Annotated in this window: 1 protein-coding gene and 1 pseudogene; one reads left to right on the top strand and one right to left on the bottom strand. The window is 41.9% G+C overall.

The genetic code is table 11. The features are described 5' to 3' along the window. Positions 1-253 (bottom strand): annotated as a pseudogene (locus tag PPA04_RS09525) (DinB/UmuC family translesion DNA polymerase); the annotation flags it as partial. A 56-nt stretch (positions 254-309) separates the two neighbouring features. Between PPA04_RS09525 and PPA04_RS09625 the strand changes: the two are divergent. Continuing rightward, entirely contained in the window at positions 310-465 is a 156-nt protein-coding gene (locus tag PPA04_RS09625; RefSeq protein ID WP_155123385.1) for a hypothetical protein, read from the top strand. Positions 466-709 lie beyond the last annotated feature (244 nt).

Raw genomic sequence — 709 nt, 5'->3', positions numbered from 1 at the left:
CTTGGTGAAAGCCACCGCGACCATCTGCTTCAGCTGCGGCATAGGAAAACCCAATGCTTAGCGATAGACACCCCGCTAGTTTATGGTGGTGCCGAAGTCGCGCCGCCACCTGTTCCCCAATTTCTTTAATGACCGTTTCAATTTCGGTTTGGTTAAAATTGTCCCGCGGCAATACTTGCGAATTACCCAGGCTAGCTGCTTTAACCTTAGTTGGTTCCGTGACTTGTGCGCGATCAATTCCCCAGGCCGTAGCAGACTATTGGTAGTCAAAAAATGATCATTCAGAATATTTGTTTTGGTCACTAGAAAATGGACTATCCAATGTGCCTTTTTCCAGATGGCCGCATGACCATTAGTACCTTATTTGGTATACGATTCGATGACAACAACGTCTTAGCAATCTATTTTGATTTACTTAACCGGCCAGATGTGATCGATTTGAAACTAACTGATACCGACGCTTAACAATATCGTGACACACTTGGTGCCCTTACTGTTGCCCCATAAGCCCAACAAATTTTAAAGGGCAATCAGCAGGAACTTAGACTAACAGGTTCATCAAACACTAGTCCACAACAAAAATCATTTAAATGATGTGCACTAAGAAATAAGCAATCGAACTCAACAAAAGTTGAAAGATTTTGCTAAAGAAAAATTCGAAAATCAAACAACCCAATCCTGAACCTAATCAAATTCTAAAACGTTAGCC

The sequence above is a fragment of the Pediococcus parvulus genome (genome assembly GCF_007990205.1).
GTDB classification, from domain to species: Bacteria; Bacillota; Bacilli; order Lactobacillales; family Lactobacillaceae; genus Pediococcus; species Pediococcus parvulus.
Note: the sequence above shows the minus strand (reverse complement) of the source record. Positions and strands in the feature narration are given on the sequence as shown.

Excerpts from the sequence above, each read along its gene's own strand:
- PPA04_RS09625 (WP_155123385.1), top strand. The coding sequence starts at position 310 with ATGGACTATCCAATGTGCCTTTTTCCAGATGGCCGCATGACCATTAGT.